The following is a 23,950-nucleotide window of genomic DNA, read 5'->3' on the forward strand; positions in this document are numbered from 1 at the left end:
GCATCCTCGCCTCACCGACCGAGGGAGAGGCACACCATGACCCGCACCGGCTTCATCGACCCGCGCCCCGTGTACGTCCGCGCCACCGAGCAGGCGGCCGCCCTGATCAGGACGGTGCGCCCGGAAGACCTGACCCGGCCGACGCCCTGTTCCGAGTTCGACGTCCGCGACCTGCTGAGCCACATCGTCGGCGGCACGCGGCGGATCGCGGTGGTGGGCGAGGGCGGGGACGGGCTCGCCGTGCACCCGTCCGCGGACGGCGTCGAGGGCGACGGCTGGGCCGCGGCCTACGACGAGGTGCGGGCCCGTGCCCTCAAGGCCTGGGAGAGCGACGAGCGGATGGTGACCCCGGTGCGGGTGCCCTGGGGCGAGGTCCCCGGCCACGCGGCACTCTCCGGTTACGTCATGGAGATCGTCACGCACGCCTGGGACCTGGCCGAGGCGATCGGCGCGACGGAGGAACTCGACGCGGAACTGGCCGAGTTCGCGCTCGCGACGGCCCGTGCCGTGCTGCCGGACACCCGTCCCCGCGGCACGGAGACGCCCTTCGAGGCCCGCCGCGAGGAGCCGGTGGGAGCCGGCCCCTACGAGCGGCTGGCGGCCTGGCTGGGGCGCCGGCCGCTCAGCCGAGCCTGACCCGGGCCAGCTGACGGGACTGCGCGACCAGGCGGTCTGCGCTGTCCCACACCTCGGCGTCCTCCTCCAGGAAGCCGCCGGCCAGGTTGCGGGTCGTGATGGACACGCGCAGCGGGCCGGGGGCCGGGCGGTGACGGACGTGGACCGTGAGTTCCACGGTCGGCACCCAGCCCTTCAGGCCCAGTTCGAAGGCGGTGGGCGGGAGCGCGTCCACGGCGAGCAGCAGCGAGAGCGGGTCGGCGTCCCGGCCGTCGGCGAGGCCGAACCAGGCCCGCATCTCGCCCTTGCCGGAGGGCGCGCCGAGGGCCCAGCCGAGGGTGGCGGGGTCGAGCTTGAGCATCAGCCGGTCGGTGATGGCGGAGCTGCCCTCGACCGGGGCGGGCCCGTCCTCGGGGCCGAAGCACTGCTCCAGCGGGGGCATAGCGGGCGGGGTGGCGGTCGTACGGACGTCGTCGGGGAGGGTGGCGAGGTCGCCGTAGGAGGCGAGGACGCGGATGCGTTCGACCTCGTTGCCCTCGTCGTCGTACTGGAAGAGCGAGGCCTGGCCGGTGGAGAGGGTGCGGCCGGTGCGGACGGTCTCGGTGCGGACGACCGCCGGGCCCGGCTGGGAGGCGGTCAGGTAGTGCGCGGTGACGGAGAAGGGGTCCGGATGCGGGAGGGTGTCCGCGAGGGCCCGGCCGAGCACGGCCAGCAGATAGCCGCCGTTGACGGCGCTGATGATGGTCCAGCCGGCCGAGAGGTCGATGTCGTAGACACCGGGTTCGCGCCGGGTGACCGCGGTGTCGCGGTCGAACTCGCTGTCGCCGATCGGGGCCCGCGACGGGGAGGGGGCGGAAGCTGCTTCTGGCATGGCTGAACCGTACAGCAGAAAACTACTAAGCGGTAGCTTTTCCAGTCGGCGCGAGGCGATCAGCGGGCGACCCGCTCCCACTCCCGGGTGAGGTTCCGGCAATTTCTCGGTAAGTGTCCGGACTCGTCCACAACCTCCGCCTCCGGATTCCCCTCTATGGGGACATGAGTCTCACCGGGACCTCGTTCCTCTACACGACCGTCCTGCTGTCGGTCGTCGCCCTCATACTGCCGCTCGTCCTGTGGTCGCGGTTGCGCGGGCCCAAGCCCCTGCGGATCGCGGCCCGGGTCCTCATGCTGCTCTTCGCCCAGGGCACGGCGGTCACGCTGGTCTTCGTACTGGTCAACAACCAGAACAACCTCTACGACAACTGGGCCGACCTGCTCGGCACCGGCAACCACGTCCAGCAGGCCGCCGACCTCGGCAAGGACGGCACCGGCGGCATCACGGTGACCCGGCTGCCCAGGGTCAGGCAGACCTTCACGGCCGCCGACGGGCCCGGCATGCGCGCGGCCGGCGGAGTCCGCGTCACCCAGCTCAAGGGCCGGGTCTCCGGCGTGAACGCCGAGGTCTACGTCTGGCTGCCACCGCAGTACGACGACCCGGCCTACCGGAACAAGAAGTTCCCGGTGGTGGAGCTGCTGCCCGGCTACCCCGGTTCCGCGAAGGCGTGGTTCGGGTCGCTCAAGGCGCACGAGCAGCTGCTGCCGCTGATGAGGAGCGGCCGGGTGGCGCCGTTCATCCTGGTCGCCCCGCGCACCAACCTGCTGGCCGGCGTGGACACGGGCTGCGCCAACATCCCGGGGCAGGTCAACGCGGACTCCTGGCTCAGCATCGACGTCCCGAAGATGGTCATGGACAACTTCCGGGCCCAGCCGGCCCCCCAGGGCTGGGCGGTGGCCGGGTACTCGGCGGGCGCGCACTGCGCGGTGAAGCTCGCGGTCGCCCACCCCGACCGGTACCGGGCCGCGGTGAGCATGTCCGGCTACAACGACCCGATCGGCGAACGCAACTCCCTCGCCGCCCAGACCCCCGCCCTGCGCGCCGCGAACAACCCCTATCTGCTGCTCCGGCAGGCGCCCGTGCCGCCGCGGATCGCGCTGTACCTCTCCGGCGAGTCCGGCGACGGCTACCAGGCGGGCATGGCCCTGGAGGCCGTCGCCAAGGCGCCGACCACCGTCCGGGTGGTGTTCCTGCCGCGCAGCGCGGGCGGTCACACCATGGCGCTGTGGCGCCCGCAGGTCGGCACCGTCTTCCGCTGGCTGACCCTCCAGATGGGCCAGAGCCGTGCCGGAGGGCAGGACACCTCCGTCGCCGGGACCGCTCCCGGCACTACTCCTCGGTCACCGTCGACCGGCGGTTCCACGCACGCGGCGCTCGCCAGTGGAACCGCATCGCGAGCAGGCGCAGCACGAAAGCGGTGATCACCGCGAGGCCGCTGGTGAGCGGGGTCAGGACGTCGTAGCGGATGCACAGCACGACCATCGTGGCGCCCACCATCGCCGGGACCGCGTACAGGTCGCGGTCCCAGCGCAGCAGTGAGGGCACCTCGTTGGCCAGCACGTCGCGCAGGACGCCGCCGCCCACGGCGGTGGCGAGGCCCAGCGTCGCCGACGCGGTCAGGCCCAGGCCGTAGCTGTACGCCTTCGTCGTCCCGCTGACGCAGAACAGGCCGAGGCCGGCGGCGTCGAAGACGAGCACCGCCGCCTGGATGCGCTCCACGTGCGGGTGCAGGAAGAACACGACGAGCGTGGCGAGCAGCGGGGTGACGAAGTACCCCAGGTCCGTGAAGGCGGCCGGGGGCACGGCCCCGATCACCAGGTCGCGGAACAGCCCGCCGCCCAGCGCGGTGACCTCGGCGAGGACGGCGATGCCGAAGACGTCGAAGTTCTTCCGCACGGCCAGCAGGGCGCCGGAGATCGCGAACACGAAGATGCCGATCACATCGAGCGTGTGCTGGACGGAGGGACTGAAGAGTTGCTGGAGCTGCACCCTGACATTCTCACCCGCCGGAGTGCGTGAACCTTACAAAGCCAGGCTCACAGGGCGGGTTTCCCTGTGGTGAACAGCCAGGTGTCGAAGAGATCGTCCAGCTGCTGCCCGCTGACGCGCTCGGCGAGGCGGATGAAGTCGGCGGTGTCCGCGTTGCCGTACCGGTGGAGCTTCGTCCAGGCCGGCAGCAGCTTGAAGAAGGCCGTGTCACCGATGCGCTCGCGCAGCACCTGGAGCGTCATCGCGCCGCGCTGGTAGACGGCGGAGGCGAACATCGTGTCCCGCTGCGGGTCGGCGACCTTGATCTGCCAGAAGGCGGAGTCGGCGGGGCGGGAGTCGTATCCGGCCAGGAAGGAGTCGTGGGCGGTACGCGTGCCCTGGTGCTCGGCCCACAGCCACTGGGCGTAGGTGGCGAAGCCCTCGTTGAGCCAGATGTCCTTCCACTGCGCCACGCTCACCGAGTCGCCGAACCACTGGTGGGCCAGCTCGTGCACGATCGTCGACTCGCTGCGCACGGCCGAGTAGGCGGGCTTGCTCTGCACCTCCAGCGAGAACCCCGCCTCCGGCATGTCGTCGACGATCGCGCCGGTCTCCTCGAAGGGGTACGGCCCGAAGACCTGCGACCAGTAGTCGGTGGCGGCGGCCGTGACGGCGTACACGTCGACGTTGTTGCCGTTCTTCAGCACGGGATCGATGGCGACGTAGATCGGGATGCCGCCGGGGGTGCGCCCGGTGCGCACGTCGAACTTCCCGATGGTGGCCGTGGCGAGGTAGGTCGCCATCGGCTTCGACTCCCGCCAGTGGGTGTACGTCGAGCCGCCCTTGTCGTACGTCGACACCAGCCGGCCGTTGGAGACGCCGGTCAGGCCCCGGGGAGCCTTGATCCGGATGTCGTAGGTGGCCTTGTCGGCGGGATGGTCGCTGGACGGGAACCAGGTGGAGGCGGCGTTGGGTTCGCAGGCGACGAAGACGCCGTCGGGGGTCTTCATCCACCCGTAGGAGGAGCCGAAGACGATCGGACCGCCGAGGGCCTGCGGTACGCCGCCGTAGGTCACGGAGACCGTGAAGTCCCGCCCCTCGCCGAGCGGGTGGCGCGGGGTGACGGTGATCTCGTCGCCGTCGCGCGTGAACCGCGCGGGTCTGCCGTCGACCTGCACCCCGGTCACCTCCAGCTGCTGGAGGTCGAGGTCGAAGGAGGAGAGCTTCTGGGTGGCGCGGGCCGTGAGGGTCGTACGGCCGTCCAGGCGGCCGGCGTCCGGGGCGTAGGCGATGTCCAGGTCGTAATGGCGGGCGTCGAAGCCGCCGTTGCCAAGCCGGGGGAAGTAGGGGTCGCCGATGCCGGGGGCGCCGGGGGTGGGGGCGGAGGAGGCGGCGATGACGAGGAAGGAGGCCGCCGCGGTCGCGACAGCCCCCAGACGTGCCGAACGGGAGAGTGCCATGGTCGTCCCTTTCGAGCGTGCCGATCAGTGGTCGGGCACGGACGACTCTGCACTCCCCCGCTGGGGCATGTACATGACTTTACCTAGTTGTCATGTGCTACTTGTCGGTTGACTCCTGGGAGTCGGCGCCGGATCCCTTGCCGGTGGCCTCGGCCTCGCGGCCGGCCTCCTCGGCGACGGCCTCGGCGTCGCCCGAGCCCTCCGCCGGGGCGTCGGCCGCGGCGCCGGTGGCGGCGGTGGGCTCCTCGGCGGGGGCGTCGGCCGCGGGCGCGGCCTTCCCGGCCGAGACCTTCGCGCCGGGACCGGTCTTCGCTCCGGAAGCCGCCGCCTCAGAAGCGGCCTTCTCCTCGGAGGCGTCTTCTTCGGAGGCCGTCTCCTCGGTGGAAGCCGCCTCTTCGGACGCCGTTTCCTCGGACGCCGTGTCTTCGGAAGCCGCCTTGGCAGAAGCGGCCTCGGTGTCCGTAGCCGCCTCCTGCTCGGAAGCCGCCCCCTCCTCGGAAGCGTCCTCTCCGGAAGCCGCCTTGGCAGAAGCGGCCTTGGTGTCGGAAGCCGCCTCCTCCTCGGAGGCCGCCTCCTCCTCGGAAGCCGCCCCGTCCGAAGCCGCCTCTTCCCCGGAAGCCTTCGCTTCGGGAGCCGCCTCCTCCTCGGACGCCGCCGGCTTCTCGGAAACCGCCGCCGCCTCGGCGGCGACCGTCGCCGCGGCGGCCGCCTTCTCGGCGTCCGTCGCCTTCTCCGCAGCCGCCGCCTTCTCCGGCGCCGGCTCCGTCCCGGCCGCACCCTCGGAGAGCACCGCGTCCGGTACCAGCTCCGACGCCTCCTTCGCCGCCGTCAGCAGGACCGTGTCCTGCGGGGCCTGGTCGGCGAAGTTCTCCGGGTGGTGGCAGGCGACCCGCTGGCCCGGCCGCAGCTCCACGAGCTGGGGCTCGGTGGTCTTGCAGATCTGCGTCGCCTTCCAGCACCGGGTGTGGAAGCGGCAGCCGGAGGGCGGGGCGATGGGCGAGGGCACGTCGCCGCGCAGCAGGATGCGTTCGCTCTTCTGGCCCCGGCGCTTCGGGTCCGGCACCGGTACCGCCGACATCAGCGCCTTGGTGTACGGGTGCATCGGCGACTCGTACAGGGACGTGCGGTCGGCGAGTTCCACGATCTTGCCGAGATACATCACCGCGATGCGGTCCGAGACGTGCCGGACGACCGAGAGGTCGTGCGCGATGATCACGTAGGTCAGGCCCAGCTCCTGCTGGAGGTCGTCCATGAGGTTCACGACCTGCGCCTGGATCGACACGTCCAGCGCGGAGACCGGCTCGTCGGCCACGACCAGCTTCGGCTTCAGGGCGAGCGCGCGGGCGATGCCGATGCGCTGGCGCTGACCGCCGGAGAACTCGTGCGGGTAGCGGTTGTAGTGCTCGGGGCTGAGGCCGACCAGGTCGAGGAGCCGCTGGACCTCCTTCTTCACCCCGCCCTCGGGCTCCACGCCCTGGAGCCGGAAGGGCGCCGAGACGATCGAGCCGATGGTGTGGCGGGGGTTCAGGGAGCCGTACGGGTCCTGGAAGATCATCTGGATGTCGCGGCGCAGCGGGCGCATCTGCCCGGTGCTCAGCCGCGTGATGTCCTGGCCCTCGAAGGTGATCTTCCCGCCGGTCGGGTCCTGGAGGCGGGTGATGACCCGGCCCATGGTCGACTTGCCGCAGCCCGACTCGCCGACCACGCCCAGGGTCTCGCCCTTGCGCACCTCGAAGTCGATGCCGTCGACGGCCTTCACGGCGCCGACCTGCCGCTGCAGGATGCCCTTCTTGATCGGGAAGTGCTTGGTCAGCCCCTCGACCTTGAGCAGCACGTCCCGCTCCTCGGGAGCCGACGCCTGCTTCGGGACCGCGGCCTCGGCGACGGTGTCCGTCTTCTTGGTCTCACTCACAGCTTGGGCGCAATCTCTTCGGTCCAGATCCGCTGGCGGTCCTCGGCCGAGAGGTGGCAGGCGGACCAGTGCCCGCTGCTCACCTGCTCCAGCTCGGGGCGCACCGTGCGGGTGACGTTCCCCTTCGGGATGTCCGCGTACGGGCAGCGGGGGTGGAAGGCGCAGCCCGAGGGGACGTTGATGAGGCTCGGCGGCGAGCCCTTGACCGGGATGAGCCGTTCGGAGGTCTCGCGGTCGATGCGGGGCATCGAGCCGAGCAGGCCCCAGGTGTAGGGGTGCTGCGGCTGTTCGAAGACCTCGGCGGCCGGACCGCGCTCCACGCACCGGCCGCCGTACATCACGAGGACGTCGTCGGCGATCTCGGCGACCACACCGAGGTCGTGGGTGATCATGATGACCGCGGAGCCGAACTCCTTCTGCAGGTCGCGGATCAGGTCGAGGATCTGCGCCTGGACGGTGACGTCGAGGGCGGTGGTCGGCTCGTCCGCGATGAGCAGCTCGGGGTTGTTCACCAGCGCCATGGCGATCATGGCGCGCTGGCGCATACCGCCGGAGAACTCGTGCGGGTAGCCGTCGACACGCTTGGCCGGCTCCGGGATGCCGACCCGGTCGAGCATCTCGATGGCCCGCGCGCGGGCGACCTTCTTGCTGACGTCGTGGTGCACCCGGTAGGCCTCGACGATCTGGTCGCCGACCTTGTAGTAGGGGTGCATCGCGGACAGCGGGTCCTGGAAGATCATCGCCATCTCGCGGCCGCGGAGCTTGCGCACCTCGTCCGGGGCGGCGGAGACCAGTTCCTTGCCGTCCAGCCAGATCTCGCCGGACATCCGCACGTTCTTGCCGCGGGTGCCGAGCCGGTGCAGGCCCATGATGGCCTGCGAGGTGACGGACTTGCCGGAGCCGGACTCGCCGACGATGGCGAGGGTCTTGCCCTTCTCCAGCGAGAAGCTGAGCCCGTCGACGGACTTGACCAGGCCGTCGTCGGTCGGGAAGTGCACCTTGAGGTCGCGGACCTCCAGGAAGGCTTCGGGAGCCTTGCCGGAGTCGGTGGGCTCGCCCACCGCGGCGCCGGTCTTGGAGAGTTCGGTCACGAGAGCCTCACCCGCGGGTCGGCGGCGGCGTAGAGCACGTCCACCACAAGATTTGCGATCACGACGAAGAAGGCGGCGAGCAGGGTCACGCCGAGGATGGGGGGCAGGTCGTTGTCGGTGATGGCCTTCACCGCGTACTCGCCGATGCCGTGCAGCGAGAAGACGTACTCGGTGATCAGGGCGCCGCCGAGCAGCAGACCGAGGTCCATGCCGAACACGGTGATGATCGGGGTGAGGGCAGCGCGCAGTCCGTGCCGGACCACGACGTTGCGCTCGCGCAGGCCCTTGGCGCGGGCCGTGCGGATGAAGTCCTCGTTCATCGTCTCCAGCATGCCCGAGCGGGTGAGCCGGGCGTAGATGGCGGAGTACAGGAGTGCGAGCGAACACCACGCCGGGAAGAGGGTGTTGGCCCACTGCGAGGGGTTCTCGGTGAACGGGACGTAGGTCGTGCCGAAGATCGGCCACTGGTAGGTGAAGAGCAGGAGCGCCAGGTTGCCCGTGAAGAACATGGGGAGCGATACACCGGCGAGCGCGACACCCATGAAGGCGCGGTCGAAGAAGGAACGGGGCTTCAGCGCCGAGACGACACCGATCGCCACGCCCGACAGCACCCACAGCACGGCGGCACCGACGGCCAGCGAGATCGTCACCGGCATCCGGCTGGTCAGCTGCGGCCAGACCGCCTCGTGGGTCTTGAAGGAGTAGCCGAAGCACGGGGCGTCGCAGTGCACCGTGGTGGGACCGATGTTGTAGTCGGCACCGGCCACGATCCCCTTGATGAAGTGCCAGTACTGGACGTAGACCGGCTGGTCCAGACCGAGATTGTGCTTGACCGCGGCGATGTCCGCCTTCGACGGGCTCTTGCCGATGTACTGCTGCGCCAGCTGATCCGCTGTCTGGCCGGCGAGCCGTGGCAGCAGGAAGAAGATGGCAAAGGTGACCGCGGAGACGACCAGCAGCAGGATCACTGCCGCGACCGTCCGGCGGAGGATGTACGAGATCACGGGGACCGGCGCTGGTGCCCGCGGGCCGCGAAGCCCGCGGGCACCAATGCCTTCACCTGCCTTCCGGGGCTGCTACTTCGACGCGACGCCGATGTTGAGGTAGTCGTACTGACCGCTGAAGGCCGCCGTGGAAACCAGGTTGGTGTAGCTCTGCGGGCGGCCCAGGAGGACCTTGAAGTAGGTCAGCGGGACCAGGACGGCGTCGTCCATGGTCTTCTTGTCGATCTGCGTGTAGAGGCTGTTGCGCTCGTTGGTGTCCTGCGTGCCGATCGCCTTGCCCAGCAGCGCGTTGACGTCCTTGTTGTTGTACTGCGACAGGTTGGTGTTGCCGGACTGGCTGATCGCCTTGCCGTTCAGGATCTGCTGCAGGAAGCCGTAGCCGGAGGGCCAGTCGGCACCCCACTGCATCATGATCAGGCCGATGTTCTGCTTCTCGGTGAACTTCGGCACACCCGCGTAGTCGGTGAAGTACTTGCCGGACGGGTACTGCTTGAGGGTGGCGTTGATGCCGACCTTCTTCAGCGAGTTGATGATCGCCGTGGCGGCGTCGATCTCCTGCGGACGGTCCGAGCGGGCCGTGATGTTCGTCGAGATCGAGGTCTTGCCGCAGGCCTTCAGCTGCTCCTTGGCCTTGGCGACGTCACCCTTGTTGCCGGGGGTGGCGTAGACGTCGGCCTTGCTGTAGCCCGGGATGTCCGGGGGCAGGACGGTGGTGGCCACGTCACCGCGGATCGGGCCGCCCTCGGCGGTCTGCACCGAGACCTTGTCGATCGCGTACTGGACGGCCTTGCGGCACTCGACCTTGTCGAACGGCTTCACCTTGGTGTTGATCGCCATGTAGACCAGGCGGCCACCGTAGGTGTTGTCCGTGTTGGCCTTCTTGGCGGGGTCGGTGAGCACGTCGGCCTGGGTCGAGGCCTGGACACCGGTGCCGGCCAGGTCGATGGCGTCGCCCGCCATGACGTCCTGGTCGATCTTCTCCGGGTTGACCTTCAGGTTGACGACGATCTTGTCCGGCAGCTGCTTGCGCAGCGGGTCGGTCTTCGGGTCCCAGTTCTCGTTGCGGACGAGGACGGCCTGCTTGCCGTCGTCGTAGCTCTGGAACTTGTAGGAGCCGGAGGACACGATGTGCTTGACGTAGTCGACGCCGGTGTCCTTCGCCTTGGGCACCGGGGCCGTCTGCGGAGCGGCGACCAGGTAGTCGAACTCCTGGAAGGCCTGCTTCAGGTGGAAGACGATCGTGGTGTCGTCCGGCGTCGCGATGGAGGACAGGCCCTTGTCGCTCTTGTCCTTGTACGGGCCCTTGTACTTGTCGCCGCCGGCCAGGAACTGCTGGAAGTAGTTCGGGCCGAGGGAGAGCACGTCGCGCGCGAAGTTGGAGCGCTCGACGGCGTACTTGACGTCCTTCGAGGTGATCGGCGAGCCGTCCTCGTACTTCAGGCCCGAACGCAGCTTGTACGTCCAGGTCTTGCCGCCGTCGCTCGGGACGCCCTTGCTCGCGGCGAGGTCCGGGACCAGGGTGTTGCCCTCCTGGCCGGCACCCGGCTTGAAGGTCATCAGCGGGCGGGCGTACAGCCGGCTGAGGTTGTACATGTAGGCGTAGTACGTGTTGCCCGGGTCGAAGGAGTCCGGCACGTCGGACATCTCGTAGGTGACCGTGCCGCCCTTCTTGTCGGACACGTTCACGATGCCCTTGGTCGCGGCGTTGGCACCGGCCGACTTGGTGTTGCCGTTCTCGTTCTTGTTGTCATCGGCCTTGCTGCAACCCGCAAGAAGCAGGCTGGCGGAGCCGATGGCCGCGATCGCGGCCAGCGCTGACCTTCGCATGATGGGCGCTTTCCCCTCCATTGTTGGAAACTTTTCGGGCTCTCCGCGGCAGGCGTCAGCGGCTGCGCGGGTCGAGAGCATCGCGGAGACCGTCACCGAGCAGGTTGAAGGCCAGGACGGTCACGAAGATGGCGAGACCGGGGACGATCATGTACTGGGGGTCGACCTTGTAGTAGGTGACCGCCTCACGGAGCATGCCGCCCCAGGACGCCTGCGGGGGCTGGATGCCGACGCCGAGGAAGCTCAGGGACGCCTCGAAGAGGATGTTGGTCGGGATGAGCAGCGTCGAGTAGACGATGATCGGGCCGACCAGGTTGGGCATCAGCTCCCGGAACAGGATGTACGGGGCCTTGGCGCCCATGCCCCGGGAGGCGTCCACGAACTCGCGCTCGCGCAGGGCGAGGGTCTGGCCTCGCACGATCCGGCCCAGGTAGGGCCAGTTGAAGAAGCCGATGACGAAGATCAGCACGCTCAGGTGGAGCGGCAGCCCGTTGAGACCGAACGCGCCGCCCTGGAGGGTGGCGGAGATGGCGATCGCGAAGAGCAGGAGGGGGAAGGCGAGGAACGTGTCCATCAGCCGGCTGATGACCGAGTCGACCCGCCCGCCGTAGTAGCCCGCGACGACACCCATGATCGCGCCGATGACGTTGGACAGCACGGTCGCGCCGAACGCCACCACCAGCGACACCCAGGAGCCCTCCAGGATGCGGGTGGCGATGTCACGGCCGAACTTGGGGTCCACGCCGAGCGGGTGGTCGAGGCTCATGCCGCCCCAGCCGCCCTTGGGCAGCGAGGTGTCGGGCGTGATCAGGTCCTGGTGGAAGGCGTTGGGGTCGAGGCCGAAGAGGGCCTGGATGGGGCGGGAGAGGATCGCGAGAAGGATCAGCAGGATCACGATGACGCCGCCCGCGACGGCGACCTTGTCCTTCTTGAACCGGGTCCAGGCGATCTGGCCCAGGGAACGACCCTCGATCTGCCCCTTACCGGCACCCTCCAGCACAGCCTCCGGCTGTGCCTCGGCTGCCGCCCCGGTGGTCTCGATCGGTGCGGTCACGGTGAGCGACCCCTCTCGCCGGTGGTGACCGGCCTGCGCCTGCCGCGGATTGCGGCTTTGTCGACTTGCCATCGAGCATGAGGTCTCGACCTCATGTCTGAGTCGGGAGTCTTCAGCGTCTTTGCGATCACCCGCCAGAGCTGACGGCGAAAGTATGCGCAACCGTGATGCAGTCCAGGGGATTCCGTTATCCGATCAGTGGGTAACGGGCATCGGACGCGGGTCAGTTGGGACAGATCGGTGAATCCACGCGATTCAGGGCGTTCGGGCGATGTCTACGCGCGAAGAAGTGTGTCGACCATGTAAATTCTGTGACCCGGACTCAAGATCCGTATCGCTCCGCTTGGTTGTCAGTAACCGCCGTGCACCGGTGGGTAGCCGTATCCGCCGGCCGGGGCCTGCGGCGGGACCGGCGCCTGGAGCTGGGGCTGCGGTGCGGGGGCGTGCGCCTCGCGGTCGTAGAAGGGGCGCGCGTTGGCCCGCATCCACATCACCACCGGGTCGTAGTCGTCGGTCATCACGACCGTCGACACCGGCAGCCCCTCCGGGACCGCGCCGATGGACTGCTGCATCATCGCGCGCACCGAGTCGACCGCGGCGGGCGAGGTCTCGTACACGTCCAGGCCGATGACGAGATACGGCGCCCCGAGCGCGGGCTGCACCCAGGCGCGGCGCAGCGAGCGCAGCGCGGGGGTGCGGTGGGCGTTCTGCGCCAGCAGGGCGTAGAACTGGGGGATCTCGATGCCGGGCTCCGACAGGCGGAGCGGGCCGGCGGGCTGGCGGTCCAGGCCGGTGGCGATGCGGCGCAGATCCAGCCAGGGGATGCCGACGCCGCCGCCCGGGGCGTGCGGGTTGAGCCAGAGGCCGTAGTGGTCGGGGTAGAGGGTGCGGGCCACGTCGAGGCCGTCGACCACTTCGTACGAACGGTTCCAGCCGCTGGCCGACAGCTCCTGGGCGGAGGTGACGCACGGGGCGTAGTGGCAGCCGTCCACCTCCATGTCCCCGTACTGGGCGTCCGGGGAGCCGGCCTGGCCGTGCCACAGGAGCATCCAGATCTGGCCGGAGGAGGGCGTGGCGAGGGCGCGGAGCAGGGCCTCGTAGGCGTCGTAGCGTCCGGGGGTGACCTGGCGCAGCATGTGCTCGACGCTGCCGCTGTGGCTCGCGCTCACCTGGTGTACCGGCCCTTCTTCGTTTGCCCCTCGTTTGGAGACAGCTTAAGCGCCTGGCAGCTCGGGGCTTCGGGTTCGTGCGCGGGCGCGGGTCGTCTGCGGCTGGTCGCGCAGTTCCCCGCGCCCCTTCGGTGCGTCAGTGGCCGTACTGGTAGAAGGGCCGGACGTTCGTCTTCAGCCAGTCGGAGACCGGGTCCTCGGCCACGTCCATGAGGATCAGGTTGACCGGCCACTTGACCGGGACCGTGCCGAGGGCCCGGCCGAGGGCGTCCAGGGGCAGGTTCCGGACGTCCCCCTCCCACTGGGAGAGTTCCACGCCCACGAACAGCACCGGGTCGGCCGTCTCGATCGCGGCCAGGCAGCGACGGGCGGTGAGGACCACGCCGGTGCCCGCGAACTCGGCGGAGGCCGCGGAGAGGAAGTCGACCGGGTCGTCCTGCCAGTCGGGCTCGAAGAGGCGGACCCGGCCGCCGGTGCCCGGCCCGTCGAGCGGGGTGCGGCCGGCGCGGCACAGCTCGGCGACGGCGTCGGGCGGCAGCGGGATGCCGACGACACCGCCCGGGTTCACCGCGATGCCCGCCTGCGGCGGCAGGCCACGCGCGAACTCCACGGCGGGGGCGATGGTGTACGACATGTGGGAACCGGCGACCTGGCGCAGCTGCTCCTCGGAGCTGAACACCGGGACGTACACCTGGCCGTCGATCTCCGTCGTCGGCAGGTCCAGCGGGCCGCTGTGCGGGCCCCCGCCGTTGGGCAGCGGTATCCACAGAAAGCTCCGGCCGAGGACCTCGATGATCCGGCCGCCCGCCGAGGGGATGCCGAGGGAGGCCGACAGCACCTCCTCCAGCTCGTTGCCGGGCCAACCGCCGTGCGAGTGGGGGTGCGCCTGTGCCGGGAAGTCCGCTGGGATGTCCGCCGGGAAGTCCATCTGCCTACCGCCTGCTGGGAACCACTGCTGGGAGCAAGAAGGCTAGCGGGTGGCTGTGACAGTGCCTCACCGTGCGAACCCGACGCTGCTCAGGACGTCCGCCGCGTCCCGGTCCAGCAGCACCGCCGCGCCGCAGCCGGCGGGCAGCTCCCCCCTCTCCACCGCGCACAGCAGCCGGGCGGTCGTACGGCGGTGGCGGCGGAAGGCGTAGCGGGAGACGCCCCGGCCGCGTTCGCGCTGGCCCGCCCGGGCCGTCTCGGGGGTGACGTCGAGGAGGAGCAGGTGCAGGGTGGCGCCGCGGCGCCGGGCCTCGCGGGCCAGCCAGGCGCGCACCCAGGGCTGGGTGCCGCAGTCGTGCACGACGACGCCCTCGCCGGTGCGCAGGGCGCGGCGCAGTCCGGCGTAGTGGGCGAGGCGGACCAGGGGGCGGTAGAGCGCGTAGGGGACGAGGCGGGGGACGCGGGCGTCCCAGCGGTCGCGGGTGTCCTGGGAGTCGACACGGTGACCGGTGACCGCGCGGTGCATCAGGGTGGACTTGCCGCTGCCGGGCAGACCGGTGATGACCACCAGGTCGCGGGGGCCGAAGAGCAGGGCGTGCGGGCTGCGGCCCGCGCGGTCGCGCAGGTCGCGGACGACCGGGGCGGGGCGGTCCGCGCGGCGCTCGCGGGCCAGGGCGGAGGGCTGTCCCGGCACCGCGATGCCGGCGTCGGTGGCGTAGGCCGATGTCCTGTTCACCGTGATCGTCCTCCCCAGTGGGCTCGGTCATCCCCATGCCCGCTCTATGTAAAGAGAAGGTAATGGGCAAGGGTAGGAGCTTCGTGTGCGTTCTGCCACAGGTCGGTCACAAGGAGCGCGCTCTGGATGGGCGGGGTGCGGCGTGCAATGATGTGCCCGCCAACTGCATACCGGCCGCTTGAATCCGCGCGGGAGAGTTCCCAGCCCCGGGCTGGGACGCCGAAGGAGCAAGTCCCTCCCTTGAATCTCTCAGGCCCCGTTACCGCGCGGGCGAGGCACATCTGAAAAGCGGGCCGCTGTGTCAGTGGCTCCACCCAAGGTGCAAGCCGTGATCGTCCCTGTGGCGGTCGCGGCGAACCTCTCAGGTTCCGATGACAGATGGGGAGGAACGTTCCTCGCCTGTCCGCTCGCCTTGGGAGACGACCGTCCGATGAGCAGCACTGAACTCCGCCACACCGCGCTCGATGCCGTGCATCGCGCGCTCGGTGCGACGATGACCGACTTCGCCGGCTGGGACATGCCCCTGCGCTACGGCTCCGAGCGCGACGAGCACCTCGCCGTGCGGACCAGGGCCGGTCTCTTCGACCTCTCCCACATGGGCGAGATCACCGTCACCGGCGACCAGGCCGCCGCGTTCCTGAACCACGCCCTGGTCGGCGACATCGCCTCCGTCGGCGTCGGCCGCGCCCGGTACACGATGATCTGCCAGGCCGACGGCGGCATCCTGGACGACCTGATCGTCTACCGGCTCGCCGAGACCGAGTACATGGTCGTGGCCAACGCCTCCAACGCCCAGGTGGTGCTGGACGCGCTGACCGAGCGCGCCGAGGGCTTCGACGCCGAGGTCCGCGACGACCGGGACGCGTACGCGCTGATCGCCGTGCAGGGCCCGGAGTCCCCCGGGATCCTGAAGTCCCTCACCGACGCCGACCTCGACGGCCTGAAGTACTACGCCGGCCTGCCCGGCACGGTCGCCGGCGTCCCCGCGCTGATCGCCCGCACGGGCTACACCGGCGAGGACGGCTTCGAGCTGTTCGTGAAGCCCGAGCACGCCGTCGAGCTGTGGCAGGCGCTGACCAAGGCGGGCGAGGGCGCCGGACTGGTCCCGTGCGGGCTGTCCTGCCGGGACACGCTGCGCCTGGAGGCGGGCATGCCGCTGTACGGGCACGAGCTGACCACCTCCCTCACCCCGTTCGACGCCGGGCTCGGCCGCGTGGTCAAGTTCGGGAAGGAGGGCGACTTCGTCGGGCGCGAGGCGCTCGCCGAGGCCGCCGCCCGCGCCGAGCAGAACCCGCCGCGGGTCCTGGTCGGCCTGGTCGCCGAGGGCCGCCGGGTGCCGCGCGCCGGGTACGCCGTCGTCGCCGGCGGCGAGGTGATCGGCGAGGTCACCTCCGGTGCCCCCTCCCCCACCCTGGGCAAGCCGATCGCCATGGCCTACGTCGACGCGGCGCACGCGGCGCCGGGCACCGAGGGCGTCGGCGTGGACATCCGGGGCACCCACGAGCCGTACCAGGTCGTGGCGCTGCCGTTCTACAAGCGCCAGAAGTAGACACTGGGCGCGGTCGCGCCTCCCGGGTCCCCGGTCCCGTGGCCGAGGCGTGACGCTGCGCACATTCGCCCGCTCACCAGCGGTTTCCGTAGTCCCCCCGTCATCAGCACCCTCGCGTGTACAGGAGAATTCAGGCCATGAGCAACCCCCAGCAGCTGCGCTACAGCAAGGAGCACGAGTGGCTGTCGGCCGCCGAGGACGGCGTCGCGACGGTCGGCATCACGGAGCACGCGGCCAACGCGCTCGGTGACGTCGTCTTCGTCCAGCTCCCCGAGGTCGGCTCCACGGTGTCCGCGGGCGAGACCTGCGGCGAGCTGGAGTCGACGAAGTCGGTGTCCGACCTGTACTCGCCGGTCACCGGTGAGGTCACCGAGGTCAACGAGGACGTCGTCAACGACCCGTCGCTGGTGAACTCCGCCCCCTTCGAGGGTGGCTGGCTGTTCAAGGTACGCGTCGCGGAGGAGCCGGCCGACCTGCTCTCCGCCGACGAGTACACCGCCTTTTCCGCCGGCTGAGGAGTCGTAGCCGTATGACTGTCCTGAACACGCCCCTGCACGAGCTGGACCCGGAGATCGCCGCCGCGGTCGACGCCGAGCTGGTCCGCCAGCAGTCGACCCTGGAGATGATCGCCTCCGAGAACTTCGCGCCGCTCGCGGTGATGGAGGCGCAGGGCTCGGTCCTGACCAACAAGTACGCCGAGGGCTACCCGGGCCGGCGGTACTACGGAGGCTGCGAGCACGTCGACGTCGCCGAGCAGATCGCCATCGACCGGGTCAAGGAGCTGTTCGGCGCCGAGTACGCCAACGTGCAGCCCCACTCCGGCGCCTCCGCGAACCAGGCGGCCCTGTTCGCGCTGGCCCAGCCCGGGGACACCATCCTCGGCCTGGACCTGGCGCACGGCGGCCACCTGACCCACGGGATGCGGCTGAACTTCTCCGGCAAGCAGTTCGACGTGGTCGCCTACCACGTGGACGCCGAGACCGGCCTGGTGGACATGGCCGAGGTGGAGCGGCTCGCCAAGGAGCACCGCCCCAAGGTGATCATCGCGGGCTGGTCGGCGTACCCGCGGCAGCTGGACTTCGCCGAGTTCCGCCGGATCGCCGACGAGGCCGGCGCGTACCTGTGGGTCGACATGGCGCACTTCGCGGGCCTGGTCGCGGCCGGTCTGCACGCCAACCCCGTGCCGTACGCCGACGTGGTCACCTCCACCACCCACAAGACGCTGGGCGGCCCCCGCGGCGGCATCATCCTGGCCAGGAAGGACTTCGCGAAGAAGCTGAACTCCTCCGTCTTCCCGGGCTTCCAGGGCGGCCCGCTGGAGCACGTGATCGCGGCCAAGGCGGTGTCCTTCAAGGTCGCGGCCTCGGAGGACTTCAAGGAGCGCCAGCGTCGTACGGTGGAGGGTGCCCGCATCCTCGCCGAGCGCCTGACGGCCCCGGACGCCCGCGAGGCCGGCGTGAACGTGCTGTCCGGCGGCACGGACGTGCATCTGATCCTGGTGGACCTGCGCGCGTCCGAGCTGGACGGGCAGCAGGCCGAGGACCGGCTCCACGAGGTCGGCATCACGGTCAACCGCAACGCCGTCCCGAACGACCCGCGCCCGCCGATGGTCACCTCGGGTCTGCGCATCGGTACGCCGGCCCTGGCGACCCGCGGCTTCACGGCCGAGGACTTCGCCGAGGTCGCGGACGTGATCGCCGAGGCGCTGAAGCCGTCCTACGACGCCGAGGCCCTGAAGGCGCGCGTGAAGGCGCTCGCCGACAAGCACCCGCTGTACCCGGGCCTGAACAAGTAAGTCCCCGGTGGGGCACCCGTGAGGAGGGTGCCCCGCCACCCCCCTGCTGTCTTGAGGAGTGACCGTGGCCATCTCGGTCTTCGACCTGTTCTCGATCGGCATCGGCCCGTCCAGCTCCCACACGGTCGGCCCGATGCGCGCGGCGCGGATGTTCGCCCGCCGCCTGCGCAACGAAGGCCTCCTGGAGCGGGCCGCCGCCGTCCGCACGGAGCTGTACGGCTCCCTCGGCGCGACCGGCCACGGCCACGGCACCCCGAAGGCCGTCCTGCTCGGCCTGACCGGCGACTCGCCGCGCACGGTGGACGTGGAGACGGCGGACGCGCGCGTGGAGGCCATCAAGGCCCAGGGGCGGATCCGGCTGCTGGGCGAGCACGAGATCGCCTTCGACTTCGACCGGGACCTCGTGCTGCACCGCCGCAAGGCCCTGCCGTACCACGCCAACGGCATGACGCTGTGGGCCTACGACGCCGACGGCGAGGAGCTGCTCACCAAGACGTACTACTCGGTGGGCGGCGGCTTCGTCGTCGACGAGGACGCGGTGGGCGCGGACCGGATCAAGCTCGACGACACGGTCCTGAAGTACCCCTTCCGCACGGGCGACGAGCTGCTGCGCCTGACCAAGGAGACCGGCCTGTCGATCTCCTCGCTGATGCTGGAGAACGAGCGGGCCTGGCGCTCCGAGGAGGAGATCCGCGCGGGCCTGCTGGAGATCTGGCGGGTGATGCGGGCGTGCGTGGAGCGCGGCATGTCCCGCGAGGGCATCCTGCCGGGCGGTCTGAAGGTCCGCCGCCGCGCGGCCGTCTCGGCCCGCCAGCTGCGCGCCGAGGGCGACCCGCTGGCGCACGCCATGGAGTGGATCACGCTCTACGCGATGGCGGTGAACGAGGAGAACGCGGCGGGCGGCCGGGTCGTCACCGCCCCGACGAACGGCGCGGCCGGCATCATCCCGGCGGTCCTGCACTACTACATCAACTTCGTGCCGGGCGCCGACGAGGACGGCGTCGTGCGGTTCCTGCTGGCCGCGGGCGCGATCGGCATGCTCTTCAAGGAGAACGCCTCCATCTCCGGCGCCGAGGTCGGCTGCCAGGGCGAGGTGGGCTCCGCCTGCTCCATGGCGGCGGGCGCGCTCGCCGAGGTGCTCGGCGGCTCCCCCGAGCAGGTGGAGAACGCGGCCGAGATCGGCATGGAGCACAACCTCGGCCTGACCTGCGACCCGGTCGGCGGTCTGGTCCAGATCCCGTGCATCGAGCGCAACGGCATGGCCGCGGTGAAGGCCGTCACGGCCGCGAAGATGGCGATGCGCGGCGACGGCTCCCACAAGGTGTCCCTGGACAAGGTCATCAAGACGATGAAGGACACCGGCGCGGACATGAGCGTGAAGTACAAGGAGACGGCCCGGGGCGGGCTCGCGGTGAACATCATCGAGTGCTAGCCCGGCCGGACCGGCTCACGTGAGGGCCGGGGCGGAGGGGAGGCGGATTCCGGGAATCCGCCTCCCCTCGCCGTCTGGCGGGCGGGTCAGCCGGTCGTCAGGGTGGCGTCGTCGACGACGAAGCTGGTCTGGAGACCGGAGTCCTCGGTGGCGGTGAAGCCGAGCGTGATCTGCCGGCCGAGGTACGGGCTCAGGTCCAGGGTGCGCTCGGTGTAACCCGTGGCCGCGTCGACGTTGGAGTACGTCTGCTTCGCGGTTCCGTCGACCTTGACCTGGAAGGTGTCGTACGCCGTCGTGCCCGACTCGTCGGTGTCGATGTGCAGCCAGTACTTCAGGGTGGCCCTGGTGCAGCCGGACGGCACGGTCACCGTCTGGCTGATGGTGTCGGTGGCCGCGTAGCCGTAGCCCGCCAGCCAGGCGTACCGCGTGCCGGAGTGGGCGGTCTGGCCGCTGAACGCGCCGATCGCGCCGGTGTCACCGGTCCACGGCGCGGTGCCGCTCTCGAAACCGCCGTTGGAGAGCACCTGTGCCGCGGTGCAGCCGCCCGCGCCCTTGACGGTCAGGGTGTACGGCGCGGTGTGCGTGGTGGTGCCGGTGCCGGTGATCGTGAGGTTGTACGTGCCGGGCGGTACGGAGGAGCCGACGGTGACCGTCGCGGTCGAGGAGGCGCCCGAGGTCACCGAGGCCGGGCTGAAGGCGACGGTGACGCCGGAGGGGGCGCCCGAGGCGGACAGGGTCACCGTCTGCGCCGAGCCGCTGGTGGTGGCCGTGGACACCGTGGTGGTCAGGGAGGTGCCCGGGTCGGCGCTGCCCGTGGCGGGGCTCGCCGAGACCGAGAAGTCGTTCGCCGGGGCGGTGTCGGAGACCGCCTGCTTCCACAGCGTGTAGGCGACACCGTCGGCGCTGCGGTTCAGGCCGGTGGCGTTGATGTTGCCGGTGGTGTCGCACGAGGAGTGGTAGCAGCCGTCGTAGGCGGCGCCCGCCGTGCCGCCCCACTTGGCCGCCTGCGCCGAGGTCTTGCGGGCGCTCGCGCCCATGGCGTAGCCGGAGGTCGGGATGGAGTAGGCCTCGAAGGAGTAGTCGTCGGAGCGGCCCGCGCCCTCGGTGTTCTCCTCCGGCTGGAGGTTCAGCGAGTCCCAGTACGCCTTCATCGGCGCCGCGGCGGTGGAGTTCAGGTGGTTGATGAAGTAACCGCCGTTGGGCGAGGCGACCATGTCGAAGTTGTAGTACGCCTTGATCGCCGAGCGCTGGGCGGAGGTCAGGGAACGGACGTAGAAGTCCGAGCCGTTGAGGCCGGCCTCCTCGTCCGTCCACCAGCCGAAGCGGACGCGGGCCGCCATCGAGGGGCGGGTCTCGGCGAGCTTCAGCGCGACCTCCAGCAGGGTGGCGCTGCCGGAGCCGTTGTCGTTGATGCCGGGTCCGGCGGAGACGCTGTCCAGGTGGGAGCCGAACATGTACACCTTCGACGCGTCGCCGTAGGGCCACTCGGCGATCAGGTTGGGTCCGGCGCCACTGGTGCAGCCGGAGGTGCAGGCCTGTTCGGTGACGGTGTAGCCGGCCGCCTGGAGCTTTCCCTTCACGTAGGCGACCGAGTCGCGGTAGCCCTGGCCGGTGGATCTGCGGTTGCCGCCGTTGCGGCTCGCTATGGCGCCCAGTTCGGTGAGGTGCGCCTGGATTCTGGTGACGTCGATGTCGGGCGCGGCCGCGGTCAGGGCGGGGGCCGAGGCCGCCGCCGTACGGGGGTGCGGGGAGGCCGCTTCGGCGCTCGCGGGCAGGGCGGCGAGGCCCGCGACGGCCGTGACCAGCGCGAGGCCTGCCAGGGGGAGTCTTCGCAGTCGTAGCACCATGTCTCCTTGTGGGGTGGAGGAAACGGGAGGGTGGGCGCCGGGCCTGGGTGGGCCGCGCCGCTTCACCCCTGATGAGCATGCGCATGCCAAGCGCTTGCCAAGCCTCGATCCGCCGGACCGGCCGGATCAGGAGCCTCGGCCCGCCCCTGCGGCGGATGTTCCCCACGGGGCTACCGCACGATAACCACACCCCTCTACGCTGCCGCCAATTCTCCGTCTACCAAGGGAAGTTGGCGCATGCGCGGATTGAGACGGCCGGCGACGCTCGTGGGAGCCGCCGCCCTGCTGGCGGTGATGCCGGGCAACGCCCACGCGGCGTCGCCGAAGTTCTCCGAGACGACCGCCATCGGCACGCACAACGCGTACGACAAGGCCAAGTACACCTACTTCGCCCAGGCGTTGGACTCCGGCGCCTCGCTGCTGGAGCTGGACGTCTACGTCGACAGCATCAGCCACCGCTGGCGGGTCAGCCACAGCAACCCGCTGGGCAACGACAACAACTGCGAGGCGGCGAAGACCCCGGGCGAGCTGTACAGCAAGAACCGCAACCAGGACCTCGGCGGCTGCCTGGACAACATGGCCGCCTGGAACCAGCTCCACCCCGACCACCCGCCGATCGTCGTCAAGGTCGAGATGAAGGTCGGCTTCAACGACAAGGCGGGCCTCGGACCGGACGAGTTCGACACGCTGGTCGCGCAGAAGCTGGGCAGCAGCGTCTACAAGCCGGCCGATCTGCTCGGCGGGACGTACGGCACCCTGGACGCGGCGGCGAAGGCAAACGCCTGGCCCGCCCGGGACGCCCTCAAGGGCAAGTTCGTCTTCGACCTGATCCCGGGCACGGTGGAGCAGTCCAACCCGTTCGACAGCTACTGGACGGACGAGGAGTACGGCGACCACCTGCGCGATCTGAAGGCGGCCGGGACCATCTCGGCGGCCCAGGCCTTCCCGGTCGTCCTCGGTGCCGCGAACGGCGACCCGCGCACCAGCCGCTACGACGCCTCGATCCGCCCGTGGTTCGTGTTCTTCGACGGTGACGCGGCCACGTACGTCAACAACGGCTACGACACCTCGTTCTACTCCGCGAACCACTACATCCTGATCACCACGGACGCCCACAACGTGTCCCCGGCGATCTCCTCCACCAACCCGACGGACGCCGAAGTCGCCGCGCGCCTGTCGCTGTTGGCCAACCACCACGCGAGTCTGATCACCTCGGACTGGTCGGCGAAGCCCGCCTCGGTCCTGAGCGCGGTGACCACCCGAAGCTGAGGTTCCGGAACGGCGCCGACGGGGGACAACCCTCACATGCTGCATGGCATCGACGTGAGCGCCTACCAGTCCTCCTCCTACGCGACGAACGGTCTCTCCTTCGTCTTCATCAAGGCGACGGAAGGCCGTTCGTACGTCAACCCCAGACTCGCCGCGCAGACCAAGCACGGGCGCGACGCGGGGCTGGTCGTCGGCTTCTACCACTTCCTGTGGCCCGGCGACCTCACCGCACAGGCCGAGTACTTCCTCAGCCACGCCCCGGAGCGGCGCGGCGACCTCCTCGCCGTCGACTGGGAGACCACCGGCGACGGCACCCACGCGAGCAACGCGGAGAAGGACCGCTTCATCCGCAAACTGAAGGAACTACGGCCGGACAACCGGGTCGTGCTCTACTGCAACCGCCACTTCTGGCTGAACGTCGACACGACGTCCTACGCCGGGGACGGGCTGTGGATCGCCGACTACGTCACCGCGGGCAAGCCCCGCATCCAGGCCAAGTGGCGCTTCCACCAGTACACCAGCGAACCCCACGACAAGGACGTGGCGAACTTCGCGAGCAAGGCGGCACTGAAGGAGTGGGCCACGAGCGCCTGACGGCTCATGGCCCACCCCCCTCGCCCAGGTCAGCCCCGGAAGTCCGCCGGGCGTTCCGGGGAGGCCTCGGCGAGCGCCTTGCGCACCGCTTCCGCACCGGCGCGGAGGCCGTAGACCGGGGTGCCGGGCTGCTGGCGCCAGGAGTCGTCGATGCTGCCGGCGTCGACCGTGTCGAAGCCGAGTTCGTCGATCAGGTCGCGGACGATCCGCTTGGCCGCCTCGTCGTCGCCGGCCACCGGGAGGGCCATGCGCTCGGGGTCGCCCGCGGGACGGGGCCGGTCGAGGATGTCCTGGGCGTAGGTGCCGTTGAAGGCCTTGATCACCGGGTGGCCGAGGTGCTGCTCGGTCCAGCGGCTCTCGGTGAGGCCCTCGTCCTCGATGGCCGCGATCCGGCCGTCCCGCTGCTGCGGGTAGTAGTTGCCGGTGTCGATCACCGCGACGCCCTCGGCCGCGCCGTCCAGCAGGCCGGCGGGCAGGTCGGGGACCGCCTTCAGCGGCACGGTGACCACCACGACCTGGGCGCCCTTGGCCGCGTCCTCGGCCCGGACCGCGGTGGCGCCGGTCTCCTGCGCCAGGTCGCGGAGCGTCTCGGGGCCACGGGAGTTGGCCACGGACACGTCATGGCCGAGGGCCGTGAGCCGCCGGGTGAGGTTGCCGCCGATGTTCCCCGCGCCGATGATGCCGATCTTCATGGCTGACCCTCCGGATGATTTATGCACGTGCATGCGATGTTCCCGGGTCAACCTCGCCGCACCCCGGACTATTCCGCACCGTGCGCCGCATCGGTGACGGCCGCCCGGCCGGTGCGCGGCGCGCTCGGATCCACA

At 70.3% G+C, this 23,950-nt stretch carries 21 protein-coding genes and 1 riboswitch; of the genes, 8 read left to right on the forward strand and 13 right to left on the reverse strand.

The features are described from left to right. The first annotated feature begins 36 nt into the window (after positions 1–36). Positions 37–636 carry a TIGR03086 family metal-binding protein gene (locus tag ABZV94_RS12545; protein ID WP_356340083.1) on the forward strand — a complete coding sequence of 200 codons (600 nt, stop codon included), beginning with the start codon at positions 37–39 and terminating at the stop codon, positions 634–636. Here the strand turns inward: ABZV94_RS12545 and ABZV94_RS12550 are convergent. Continuing rightward, complete coding sequence (locus ABZV94_RS12550) at positions 623–1,486, reverse strand: thioesterase family protein (RefSeq protein WP_356340085.1); 864 nt, start codon at positions 1,484–1,486, stop codon at positions 623–625. The two genes, ABZV94_RS12545 and ABZV94_RS12550, sit on opposite strands and share 14 nt — an antisense overlap. A 164-nt stretch (positions 1,487–1,650) precedes the next feature. On the opposite strand from ABZV94_RS12550, the gene ABZV94_RS12555 reads away from it, so the two are divergent. Next, on the forward strand, positions 1,651–2,910 hold the full coding sequence (locus ABZV94_RS12555; protein ID WP_356340087.1) for an alpha/beta hydrolase-fold protein: 1,260 nt from the start codon (positions 1,651–1,653) through the stop codon (positions 2,908–2,910). Here the strand turns inward: ABZV94_RS12555 and ABZV94_RS12560 are convergent. The 10 genes from ABZV94_RS12560 to ABZV94_RS12605 all read right to left on the reverse strand — a co-directional run bounded on the left by ABZV94_RS12560 (position 2,819) and on the right by ABZV94_RS12605 (position 14,637). Further along, positions 2,819–3,478: a trimeric intracellular cation channel family protein gene (locus ABZV94_RS12560; protein WP_356340089.1), complete on the reverse strand. Its 660-nt coding sequence runs from the start codon at positions 3,476–3,478 to the stop codon at positions 2,819–2,821. The two genes, ABZV94_RS12555 and ABZV94_RS12560, sit on opposite strands and share 92 nt — an antisense overlap. A 47-nt stretch (positions 3,479–3,525) precedes the next feature. Next, positions 3,526–4,917: a M1 family metallopeptidase gene (locus tag ABZV94_RS12565; protein ID WP_356340092.1), complete on the reverse strand. Its 1,392-nt coding sequence runs from the start codon at positions 4,915–4,917 to the stop codon at positions 3,526–3,528. Between the two features lie 97 nt (positions 4,918–5,014). Beyond that, positions 5,015–6,829 (reverse strand): dipeptide ABC transporter ATP-binding protein, encoded by a 1,815-nt coding sequence (locus ABZV94_RS12570; protein WP_356340094.1) that lies wholly within the window; start codon positions 6,827–6,829, stop codon positions 5,015–5,017. Continuing rightward, the gene (locus tag ABZV94_RS12575; protein WP_356340096.1) at positions 6,826–7,920 is read right to left on the reverse strand and encodes an ABC transporter ATP-binding protein; all 1,095 of its coding nucleotides are present in this window, start codon (positions 7,918–7,920) and stop codon (positions 6,826–6,828) included. Before ABZV94_RS12575 ends, ABZV94_RS12570 begins: the two co-directional genes overlap by 4 nt. Then, entirely contained in the window at positions 7,917–8,924 is a 1,008-nt protein-coding gene (locus ABZV94_RS12580; RefSeq protein ID WP_356340099.1) for an ABC transporter permease, read from the reverse strand. The genes ABZV94_RS12575 and ABZV94_RS12580 overlap by 4 nt, the downstream gene beginning before the upstream one ends. 72 nt (positions 8,925–8,996) lie before the next feature. After that, a complete protein-coding gene (locus tag ABZV94_RS12585) occupies positions 8,997–10,772 on the reverse strand; it encodes an ABC transporter substrate-binding protein (protein WP_356340101.1) in 1,776 nt (591 codons plus the stop codon). A gap of 34 nt (positions 10,773–10,806) precedes the next feature. Next, on the reverse strand, positions 10,807–11,805 hold the full coding sequence (locus tag ABZV94_RS12590; protein ID WP_132791285.1) for an ABC transporter permease: 999 nt from the start codon (positions 11,803–11,805) through the stop codon (positions 10,807–10,809). A gap of 350 nt (positions 11,806–12,155) precedes the next feature. After that, positions 12,156–12,974, reverse strand: coding sequence for an enhanced serine sensitivity protein SseB C-terminal domain-containing protein (locus ABZV94_RS12595; protein ID WP_356340103.1), 819 nt, complete (start codon positions 12,972–12,974; stop codon positions 12,156–12,158). Positions 12,975–13,110: 136 nt separating this feature from the next. Beyond that, entirely contained in the window at positions 13,111–13,902 is a 792-nt protein-coding gene (locus tag ABZV94_RS12600; RefSeq protein WP_356340105.1) for an enhanced serine sensitivity protein SseB, read from the reverse strand. Between the two features lie 66 nt (positions 13,903–13,968). Then, positions 13,969–14,637, reverse strand: a complete 669-nt coding sequence (locus tag ABZV94_RS12605; protein WP_356340107.1) for an AAA family ATPase — start codon at positions 14,635–14,637, stop codon at positions 13,969–13,971. A gap of 179 nt (positions 14,638–14,816) precedes the next feature. Further along, positions 14,817–14,912: riboswitch (glycine riboswitch) on the forward strand. Positions 14,913–15,067: 155 nt separating this feature from the next. Between ABZV94_RS12605 and gcvT the strand changes: the two genes are divergently transcribed. The 4 genes from gcvT (at position 15,068) to ABZV94_RS12625 (ending at position 19,413) form a co-directional block, all read left to right on the forward strand. Then, complete coding sequence (gene gcvT / locus ABZV94_RS12610; RefSeq protein WP_356340110.1) at positions 15,068–16,186, forward strand: glycine cleavage system aminomethyltransferase GcvT; 1,119 nt, start codon at positions 15,068–15,070, stop codon at positions 16,184–16,186. 137 nt (positions 16,187–16,323) lie between these two features. Beyond that, positions 16,324–16,701 carry a glycine cleavage system protein GcvH gene (gene gcvH, locus ABZV94_RS12615; RefSeq protein ID WP_014675120.1) on the forward strand — a complete coding sequence of 126 codons (378 nt, stop codon included), beginning with the start codon at positions 16,324–16,326 and terminating at the stop codon, positions 16,699–16,701. A gap of 14 nt (positions 16,702–16,715) precedes the next feature. Further along, positions 16,716–17,981: a serine hydroxymethyltransferase gene (gene glyA, locus ABZV94_RS12620; protein ID WP_356340112.1), complete on the forward strand. Its 1,266-nt coding sequence runs from the start codon at positions 16,716–16,718 to the stop codon at positions 17,979–17,981. Between the two features lie 64 nt (positions 17,982–18,045). Beyond that, complete coding sequence (locus ABZV94_RS12625) at positions 18,046–19,413, forward strand: L-serine ammonia-lyase (protein ID WP_356340115.1); 1,368 nt, start codon at positions 18,046–18,048, stop codon at positions 19,411–19,413. Between the two features lie 86 nt (positions 19,414–19,499). On the opposite strand, the gene ABZV94_RS12630 is transcribed toward ABZV94_RS12625, so the two are convergent. Beyond that, entirely contained in the window at positions 19,500–21,260 is a 1,761-nt protein-coding gene (locus ABZV94_RS12630) for a M28 family peptidase (RefSeq protein ID WP_356340117.1), read from the reverse strand. Between the two features lie 237 nt (positions 21,261–21,497). On the opposite strand from ABZV94_RS12630, the gene ABZV94_RS12635 reads away from it, so the two are divergent. Together ABZV94_RS12635 and ABZV94_RS12640 are read left to right on the forward strand one after the other, a co-directional pair. Further along, a complete protein-coding gene (locus ABZV94_RS12635; protein WP_356340120.1) occupies positions 21,498–22,529 on the forward strand; it encodes a phosphatidylinositol-specific phospholipase C domain-containing protein in 1,032 nt (343 codons plus the stop codon). Between the two features lie 36 nt (positions 22,530–22,565). Beyond that, positions 22,566–23,123 (forward strand): glycoside hydrolase family 25 protein, encoded by a 558-nt coding sequence (locus tag ABZV94_RS12640; protein ID WP_356340122.1) that lies wholly within the window; start codon positions 22,566–22,568, stop codon positions 23,121–23,123. A gap of 29 nt (positions 23,124–23,152) precedes the next feature. Here the strand turns inward: ABZV94_RS12640 and ABZV94_RS12645 are convergent, their stop codons facing one another. Beyond that, positions 23,153–23,866, reverse strand: coding sequence for an NAD(P)-binding domain-containing protein (locus ABZV94_RS12645; protein ID WP_356340123.1), 714 nt, complete (start codon positions 23,864–23,866; stop codon positions 23,153–23,155). Between the last annotated feature and the right edge of the window lie 84 nt (positions 23,867–23,950).

It is taken from the genome of Streptomyces sp. NPDC004658 (assembly GCF_040609555.1).
Taxonomy (GTDB): domain Bacteria; phylum Actinomycetota; class Actinomycetes; order Streptomycetales; family Streptomycetaceae; genus Streptomyces.

Bases quoted from the DNA above. Each gene is read 5' to 3' on its own strand.
- ABZV94_RS12545 (WP_356340083.1), top strand. From the start codon at position 37: ATGACCCGCACCGGCTTCATCGACCCGCGCCCCGTGTACGTCCGCGCC.
- ABZV94_RS12550 (WP_356340085.1), bottom strand. From the start codon at position 1,486: ATGCCAGAAGCAGCTTCCGCCCCCTCCCCGTCGCGGGCCCCGATCGGC.
- ABZV94_RS12555 (WP_356340087.1), top strand. From the start codon at position 1,651: ATGAGTCTCACCGGGACCTCGTTCCTCTACACGACCGTCCTGCTGTCG.
- ABZV94_RS12565 (WP_356340092.1), bottom strand. From the start codon at position 4,917: ATGGCACTCTCCCGTTCGGCACGTCTGGGGGCTGTCGCGACCGCGGCG.
- ABZV94_RS12585 (WP_356340101.1), bottom strand. From the start codon at position 10,772: ATGGAGGGGAAAGCGCCCATCATGCGAAGGTCAGCGCTGGCCGCGATC.
- ABZV94_RS12600 (WP_356340105.1), bottom strand. From the start codon at position 13,902: ATGGACTTCCCGGCGGACATCCCAGCGGACTTCCCGGCACAGGCGCAC.
- gcvT (WP_356340110.1), top strand. From the start codon at position 15,068: ATGAGCAGCACTGAACTCCGCCACACCGCGCTCGATGCCGTGCATCGC.
- gcvH (WP_014675120.1), top strand. From the start codon at position 16,324: ATGAGCAACCCCCAGCAGCTGCGCTACAGCAAGGAGCACGAGTGGCTG.
- glyA (WP_356340112.1), top strand. From the start codon at position 16,716: ATGACTGTCCTGAACACGCCCCTGCACGAGCTGGACCCGGAGATCGCC.
- ABZV94_RS12630 (WP_356340117.1), bottom strand. From the start codon at position 21,260: ATGGTGCTACGACTGCGAAGACTCCCCCTGGCAGGCCTCGCGCTGGTC.
- ABZV94_RS12635 (WP_356340120.1), top strand. From the start codon at position 21,498: ATGCGCGGATTGAGACGGCCGGCGACGCTCGTGGGAGCCGCCGCCCTG.
- ABZV94_RS12640 (WP_356340122.1), top strand. From the start codon at position 22,566: ATGCTGCATGGCATCGACGTGAGCGCCTACCAGTCCTCCTCCTACGCG.